Origin of the sequence: Methylocystis sp. Sn-Cys (assembly GCF_016745395.1) — a bacterium.
GTDB classification, from domain to species: domain Bacteria; phylum Pseudomonadota; class Alphaproteobacteria; order Rhizobiales; family Beijerinckiaceae; genus Methylocystis; species Methylocystis iwaonis.
The window spans coordinates 1-2,492 of the sequence record NZ_JAERVJ010000017.1; the positions used below are offsets into that span (position 1 = coordinate 1).

The 2,492-nt window shown below is 63.0% G+C and carries 2 protein-coding genes; both read left to right on the forward strand.

The window, feature by feature from the left end:
- Positions 1–330 precede the first annotated feature (330 nt).
- Positions 331–1,089, forward strand: a complete 759-nt coding sequence (gene amoA / locus JJT62_RS18920; RefSeq protein WP_202074341.1) for a bacterial ammonia monooxygenase, subunit AmoA — start codon at positions 331–333, stop codon at positions 1,087–1,089.
- Positions 1,090–1,209: 120 nt separating this feature from the next.
- Positions 1,210–2,469 (forward strand): bacterial ammonia monooxygenase, subunit AmoB, encoded by a 1,260-nt coding sequence (gene amoB / locus JJT62_RS18925; protein WP_202074342.1) that lies wholly within the window; start codon positions 1,210–1,212, stop codon positions 2,467–2,469.
- Positions 2,470–2,492 lie beyond the last annotated feature (23 nt).

The window sequence follows — 2,492 nt, forward strand, 5'->3', positions numbered from 1 at the left end:
CTCACCGAGTAAAATGTGACGACCCGCTCGCGCCCTTTAAGGGCGCGGGCGGAAGGTTCGGGGTGGGGACTTTTCTTTAGACAAGAGACTGAGCGTTTTCTGGCCGCCATTGGCGACTGGGGTGGTTCTTCTCGCGTCGCGGTCAGGGGGTTCCCTGGCTGAAAAGGCAAGACTTCGCTCAGGCGGCGCGCAAGCGCAGCCCAAAGGAAATGCCGGGCGGGGCCCTAGAGGCGATCGTCCGGGCGCGGTCCGGAGGCGCGACGCTTCCGGTCAGCGGCAAAAAGAAACTCGGGGCCTCAAGGCGCTCGAGAAACACCAAGGAGAAGAGTGATGTCACAATCGAAAAGCGGGGGGGCGGTCGGTCCGTTCAACTCCGTCGCCGAGGCGGCGGGTTGCGTCGCGACGACGGACTGGATGCTTCTGGTTCTGCTGTTCTTTGCGGTCCTGGGCGGCTATCACGTCCACTTCATGCTGACGGCGGGCGACTGGGACTTCTGGGTCGACTGGAAGGATCGTCGTATGTGGCCGACGGTTATTCCGATCCTCGGCGTGACCTTCTGCGCGGCGTCGCAGGCTTTCTGGTGGGTCAACTTCCGTCTTCCGTTCGGCGCCGTTTTCGCGGTTCTGGGCCTGATGATCGGCGAGTGGATCAACCGCTACGTCAACTTCTGGGGCTGGACCTACTTCCCGATCAGCCTCGTGTTCCCGTCTGCTCTGATCGTTCCGGCGATCTGGCTCGACGTGATCCTGCTCCTGTCGGGCTCCTATGTGATCACCGCGGTTGTCGGCTCGCTCGGCTGGGGTCTGCTGTTCTATCCGAACAACTGGCCGGCGATCGCCGCCTTCCACCAGGCGACCGAGCAGCATGGTCAGTTGATGACGCTGGCCGATCTGATCGGTCTGCACTTCGTCCGCACCTCGATGCCGGAATACATCCGCATGGTCGAGCGCGGCACGCTGCGCACCTTCGGTAAGGACGTTGTGCCGGTTGCGGCGTTCTTCTCGGGCTTCGTCTCGATGATGGTGTACTTCCTGTGGTGGTTCATGGGTCGCTGGTATTCCACGACCAAGCGGATCGAGCAGATCTAATCACCCAAAAAGACGCGGCGGATATTGGTTGGATCATCGGTTTGGCCTGATCTGTCGCGGATGAATAAATCGGCTGGCGCGCGAGGCGCCGGCCGGAAGAAGAACCTGGGAGGTTTGTTCATGAAAAAGCTAGTCAAGCTCGCCGCCTTCGGCGCGGCGGCTGCTGTGGCGGCGACGCTCGGAGCGGTCGCTCCGGCCTCGGCGCACGGCGAGAAGTCCCAGCAGGCGTTCCTTCGCATGCGCACGCTGAACTGGTATGACGTTCAGTGGTCGAAGACGACGGTCAACGTCAACGAGGACATGGTCCTGTCCGGCAAGGTTCACGTCTTCTCGGCGTGGCCGCAGGCGGTCGCCAATCCGAAGGTGTCGTTCCTGAACGCCGGCGAGCCGGGTCCGGTTCTGGTCCGCACGGCTCAGTTCATCGGCGAGCAGTTCGCTCCTCGTTCGGTGTCGCTGGAGATCGGCAAGGACTACGCCTTCTCGATCAACCTGCGCGGTCGTCGCGCCGGCCGTTGGCACGTTCACGCTCAGATCAACGTCGAAGGCGGCGGCCCGATCATCGGACCCGGCCAGTGGATCGAGATCAAGGGCGACATGAAGGACTTCACCGATCCGGTGACGCTCCTCGACGGCTCGACGGTCGACCTCGAGAACTACGGCATCAGCCGCGTTTACGCGTGGCATCTGCCGTGGCTGGCGGTTGGCGCCGCGTGGATCCTGTTCTGGTTCATCCGGAAGGGCATCATCGCCTCTTACCTGCGTGTTGCTGAAGGCCGTCCTGACGACGTCATCGGCGATGACGACCGCCGCATTGGCGCGATCGTTCTCGCTCTGACGATCCTCGCGACGATCGTCGGCTACGCCGTGACGAACTCGACCTTCCCGCGCACGATCCCGCTTCAGGCCGGCTTGCAGAAGCCGCTGACGCCGATCGAGACGGAAGGCACCGTGGGCGTGGGCAAGGAGCAGGTGTCGACCGAGCTGAACGGCGGCGTCTACAAGGTTCCGGGCCGCGAGCTGACGATCAACGTGAAGGTCAAGAACGGCACGTCGCAGCCGGTTCGCCTCGGCGAATATACGGCGGCTGGCCTGCGCTTCCTGAACCCGACCGTGTTCACGCAGAAGCCTGACTTCCCGGATTACCTGCTTGCTGACCGCGGTCTGTCGAACGACGACGTGATTGCGCCGGGCGAGTCGAAGGAAATCGTGGTGAAGATCCAGGACGCGCGTTGGGACATCGAGCGTCTGTCGGACCTCGCCTACGACACGGACAGCCAGGTCGGCGGTCTGCTGTTCTTCTTCACGCCGGACGGCAAGCGCTTTGCGGCTGAAATCGGCGGCCCGGTCATTCCGAAGTTCGTCGCCGGCGACATGCCCTAAGCGAAACTCGGTAGCCTGACTAA